General features: G+C 40.1%; 6 protein-coding genes. 1 reads left to right on the forward strand and 5 read right to left on the reverse strand.

All coding sequences use genetic code 11. The annotated features are described in order from the left end of the window. The 4 genes from Q1V93_RS13405 to Q1V93_RS13420 form a co-directional block, all read right to left on the reverse strand. Positions 1-186: hypothetical protein (locus Q1V93_RS13405; RefSeq protein ID WP_300665396.1), on the reverse strand; the 186-nt coding region annotated here is incomplete at its 3' end. Continuing rightward, positions 150-719: a hypothetical protein gene (locus Q1V93_RS13410; RefSeq protein WP_300665397.1), complete on the reverse strand. Its 570-nt coding sequence runs from the start codon at positions 717-719 to the stop codon at positions 150-152. The genes Q1V93_RS13410 and Q1V93_RS13405, both read right to left, overlap by 37 nt. A gap of 2 nt (positions 720-721) precedes the next feature. Then, positions 722-1,324, reverse strand: coding sequence for a hypothetical protein (locus Q1V93_RS13415; RefSeq protein WP_300665398.1), 603 nt, complete (start codon positions 1,322-1,324; stop codon positions 722-724). A gap of 30 nt (positions 1,325-1,354) precedes the next feature. Then, a complete protein-coding gene (locus Q1V93_RS13420) occupies positions 1,355-2,569 on the reverse strand; it encodes a sensor histidine kinase (RefSeq protein WP_300665399.1) in 1,215 nt (404 codons plus the stop codon). A 92-nt stretch (positions 2,570-2,661) separates the two neighbouring features. Between Q1V93_RS13420 and Q1V93_RS13425 the strand changes: the two genes are divergently transcribed. Beyond that, the gene (locus tag Q1V93_RS13425) at positions 2,662-3,360 is read left to right on the forward strand and encodes a hypothetical protein (protein WP_300665400.1); all 699 of its coding nucleotides are present in this window, start codon (positions 2,662-2,664) and stop codon (positions 3,358-3,360) included. Positions 3,361-3,435: 75 nt separating this feature from the next. Here the strand turns inward: Q1V93_RS13425 and Q1V93_RS13430 are convergent, their stop codons facing one another. Next, the gene (locus Q1V93_RS13430; protein WP_300665401.1) at positions 3,436-4,662 is read right to left on the reverse strand and encodes an alanine dehydrogenase; all 1,227 of its coding nucleotides are present in this window, start codon (positions 4,660-4,662) and stop codon (positions 3,436-3,438) included. Between the last annotated feature and the right edge of the window lie 153 nt (positions 4,663-4,815).

The following is a 4,815-nucleotide window of genomic DNA, read 5'->3' on the forward strand; positions in this document are numbered from 1 at the left end:
CAAAGCTGCACATTTCAGATATATCCGTTCATCTCTCAGTATTTCGTCATCCCAATAAAACCAAAAAGCTGTCAAAACGAACAGGAAATTCAGAATCTCTCCAAAAGAGAATTCTCCTCCAACAGAAAATGGTCCAAGAATCAACAGGTTCAACAAATGTGCGAAATGATCGTTGCCGCAATCCATTTGAATCGTTTATCTATTTTCTCATATTCTTCGCCCCTCTCCTTTTTTTCTTTTTTCAACCGTACTTTCAGGACTTCAGGATTCTCACTAATCACAAAAGAAGGTTTTTGATACAAATGAGTTTCAGAACTTTCGGAGAACTTCCCTCCAAAATCCATTTTATAGCACTTATTATCTTCTGTAGCAATCAGCACATTGTCGTATTCCGTATCCATTTCAGGAAGAAAAACACGCAGGTTCTTCCCTCTCAGTTTGTTGATTCCGGTTCCTTTCGTAAAACCCTCCACCGTTACTTCGTAATCAATTCCCTCCGGGTAACTGATGTAATTTACCAAAAAGTAGAATAACATATTGTCCAGATCACCATCCACCCGGATTACATGTTTGCCATGACCATTTTTGTACAATTTGAAAAGCACATCCGGTTTCAATTGATTTTCATACGAGTCAATCCACTGGCGTAACGCCTTTTTGACATCGTTGTATGAACCACCGTCAATAAACAGAAAATTATTCAGTTGGGAGTCAGGCATGTTTATTCTTTTATCAATACCTCAAAGATCCGAACAATATTTACATAGTCTTTCAGTTCGTGAACATTTGGATAAAATTCAGCAAAAGCCTCCGGGCTGGAGCAACTGTATCTTCTGTACCAATCTCCTATTTTGAATTCAATGGTATAATGAGCTCCACACCCAACTCCCATGCCTTCACCAATAAATTCACCGGTTTTCGGATTGTAATAATACCTTTTCATTTTCAGGTCACTTTGATCGGGCAAACTGAAAATATTATGCGACACGAGTTCCGAAAAAAGAGAGTCCAGGTTTCTCGTTTCTTCTTTTATCTTCCAGTTCATCGCATTTAAACGAAAGTCAAATGACTTGATTTTTACTGACCAAACAGAATCATAACACAATACCGCTCCGCTAAAGCCTCTGAAACCTGAGTTGATAAACCGGATCTCAATGGGATATTCTGACTTTAAAATAGAAGTTAATCCGAAACGATATCCATCATCTTTACAAGAAGAAGTGTCGGAAATGACATTTCCTACAAAGAAGCTTTTTTCAGTTTCCTGGGCGGTAAAATTCTGAAAAGTACCCATCGAAATAAGTGATAAAACGAGCTTGATCATACCAATAATAAGATTGAAACCTCTTCAGTGTTACGTAAAAATCTGCGAATTGGCTTTGTAATCAATTACTTTGATCTGAATAAAAGCTCCGGGGTCGTCATCATTATTTTTGCCAACGATGAAACTGGCGTCAATTTGTTCGCATAAAGAGCGAATCAATTCGAAGCCAAGCGTATTATTATTTTGTTTATCTGATTTGATTCCGGGACCATTATCTGACAATTCGATCTGCAGGGAATTCCCGACCTGGGCTACATGAATAGTTACGATCAATTTTTGTCCGGGTAAAGATCCGTGTTTGTATGAGTTCGTTATCAATTCATTCATGATCAAACCAATCGGAACGGCTTTGGAAATTGGCAGAATCAATTCATCCGAATCAACTTCCAGAACGACATCCGCATCGCCTCCGAACGCGTGTTCCACATTCCGGATCAATTCCACCAGGTAATCCATCATATTCAGATTTCCTACCCGTGATCCGGAATACATCTGTTGATGTACCAAAGCCATCGAATACACGCGACCTCTGCAATCTTCCAAAGCATCAATCACTTCCTGAGAATCTGAATTATTCTTTTTGATGTTGATCAAACTCGTCACAATATTCAGATTGTTTTTTACCCGGTGATACAATTCTGCCAAAAGCAATCTTTTTTCTTCGACCACATTCCGGATTTGTTCTTCCTGCTTAATATTCATCCAGGTAATAACCGTAATCTGCATCAATCCGCAGAAAAAGGCGAAGAGCCCGTTAAAGATCCGGAGGGAATTCATATGTTCGACCCGAATCGTATGCGGATAATACTTATGACCGAAAAGAACGAGAAAACTGATCGTAAGGAAATACACAAATCCCCAAACGATTAAGTGTTTAAAGAGCTCTTTCCTTCCATAAATCTGAACAATGGAGAGCGTCAGCGGAAAAAAATACATCAGGACGTTGCTTTCCAACTGCATGTAGAGCGTGGCAATACCCAAAATATAAACCCCGATTGCAAAAAACAAATAAGACGCAGCAACATATTTTCGAAAACGAATCAGTGTAAAAACTCCTGCCGCAAGTCCTAAGACAACGAAAAAATGACTGTTAAGAGATTGAAATCCAATGACATTAAACACGATCAGGCAGACAATCACATTGAAGCTTCCTATCATAGTCAGAAAACCCACTTTTTGAACTAATTCTTTCTCCCATTGGAGTATGGTTTCCGGCCATTTTAGTCCTAAATTGTTGCTTATCACGCGATTCTGTTTGGGGCGAATATACCAACATTTTTCAAAAAAAATGCCGGATATTCAGATAAGCTGTATACATTTGGGGCAAAATACAATTCATGCCTATTCAAAAGACGATACTGCATTCAGTCTTACTTGTTACTACGTTGTTGATCTCCGATTTTGTTGATGCGCAACCTTTCGCTTTCACGAACCGAAAACCTTATTCATGGATGATTGGTATCAGTTGGACAGCAGTAGAAGATGACGGACGCGGATTATGCCAGCCTTTTGACGTGAATCAATCCTGGAATTACGAGTATTTCCCTACCCGTCTTTTTGTCGACAAGTATTTCAAATACGGAATCAGTGCGGAATTTTCGGGTGCATATGTTACTTACCGCGCGGGAAAACTAATCAATGATTCGATCAATCGTTCGGGAGTCTTTTTGGCACTTGATCTGAATTGCAAATACAGTTTTTATCCGCTTATCACTCAGCGATGGCTGGATCCTTACGTTTCATTAGGAATCGGGATGACACAGCGAACGGCTATGCCGGGTGTTACATCTCTTACCGGAAATATCGGTTTGGGAGTGAATTTATTTTTCTTCCGTGGATTAGGGTTCCAGATCCAAACATCCGGAAAGTTTGCTTTCACCGGAGGAGCTTTAGGTGGAGGAAATTATTTACAGCACAACCTGGGATTTGTTTACAAGTTTGATTCAGGTAACCGCGGAAGCGATAATTTCAACAAGAAACGCTACAAGTGGACCGGTAAGAAAGTGAAATTCAAAGGAAATAAACGCGGAGGATAATATCGGATATTAAGGCATCAGGACTTAAATTGTTGTTTAAACATAACATTCCAGTCCTAAAATCTTAAAATCTGTTTACCCTTTCAAGCCCATCATCAACAAATCAATATCCTTGTATTTCAGATCGAAAACGCGGCCCAGAACTTCACTTACCAAAATTCCTTTGTAAATGTAAACTCCGGAACGGAATCCGTGATCGTTGCGAATCAAATCCAGGCAACCCCCGGAATCTCCCATATTCATCAAAATCGGTGAAAAGATATTTGATAAAGCAAAAGAAGCTGTGCGCGGAACTCTTGACGCAATATTCGGAACGCAATAGTGAACAACTCCGTGTTTCACAAAGGTCGGGTTGTTGTGATTAGTCACGCGGGAAGTTTCAAAACAACCGCCCTGATCAATGCTTACATCTACGATAACTGATCCCTCTTTCATGTTTTCCACCATTTCTTCGGAAACCACACAAGGTGTTTTTCCCAACGGAGAACGAATCGCTCCAATTACTACATCCGCACGCATGATTGATTTTGCCAGTACTTTCGGTTGTAATACGGACGTATAGATTCGCGACCCCAAATCGTTTTGAAGACGGCGTAAACGTGATAAACTATTGTCGAAAACCTTAACAGATGCTCCCAATCCCATTGCAGCGCGCGTAGCAAATTCACCAACGGTTCCTGCTCCCAAAACCACGACTTCGGTAGGTTGAACACCTGCAATTCCGCCCAACATAATCCCTTTTCCTTCGTTAAACGAAGACAATAATTCACCGGCAATCAAAATAGAAGTTGTTCCGGCAATCTCTCCCATCGTACGAACGACCGGGAAAACTCCCTGTTCATCACGAATGTAGTCCCAGGCAATTGCTGTGACTTTTTTATCGATTAATTTCTGAAGAATGCTTTTAGGTTGGATGCTCAGCTGCAATGCAGAAATCAAAGTTTGATTCCCTCTTAACAAATCCACTTCTTCTTCTGAAGTTGGTGTAACTTTCAGAATAATATCACATTCAAAAATTTCCTTGTTGGAAGGACACAATTCAGCCCCTGCTTCGGAATATTCACGATCACTGAATTTACTGGATTCACCAGCCCCTCTCTCAACACGAACATCATGACCATTCGCCACTAAAAACGAAACTGCTTCGGGAACCAATGCCACTCTTCGCTCCTGAAAACTCAGCTCTTTGGGAATACCAATCAACAAGCGTCCTTTTTTCTTAGCAATTTCAAGCATTTCTTCCATTGGAAGAATGTTTCCTTCTTTCAACAGTTGTTTCAGTAATTCTGGGTCCTTTACCATAATTCGCGTCCGATTTTAGCCAAACGAAGATACGAAAAATCTGAATTGGAAAGTTAGGTGATTCAGATGTTGTTGAAGAATTTTACAGTTTCGATTTGAAACCGAAAGCTATTTTCCAATTTCCCAAAAACCCAATTTCCCAATATTGGGACG

It is taken from the genome of Fluviicola sp., assembly GCF_030151805.1.
Taxonomy (GTDB): domain Bacteria; phylum Bacteroidota; class Bacteroidia; order Flavobacteriales_D; family Crocinitomicaceae; genus Fluviicola.

Coding starts and splice junctions, on each gene's coding strand:
- Q1V93_RS13410 (WP_300665397.1), bottom strand. CDS start 719: ATGCCTGACTCCCAACTGAATAATTTTCTGTTTATTGACGGTGGTTCA.
- Q1V93_RS13415 (WP_300665398.1), bottom strand. CDS start 1,324: ATGATCAAGCTCGTTTTATCACTTATTTCGATGGGTACTTTTCAGAAT.
- Q1V93_RS13425 (WP_300665400.1), top strand. CDS start 2,662: ATGCCTATTCAAAAGACGATACTGCATTCAGTCTTACTTGTTACTACG.
- Q1V93_RS13430 (WP_300665401.1), bottom strand. CDS start 4,662: ATGGTAAAGGACCCAGAATTACTGAAACAACTGTTGAAAGAAGGAAAC.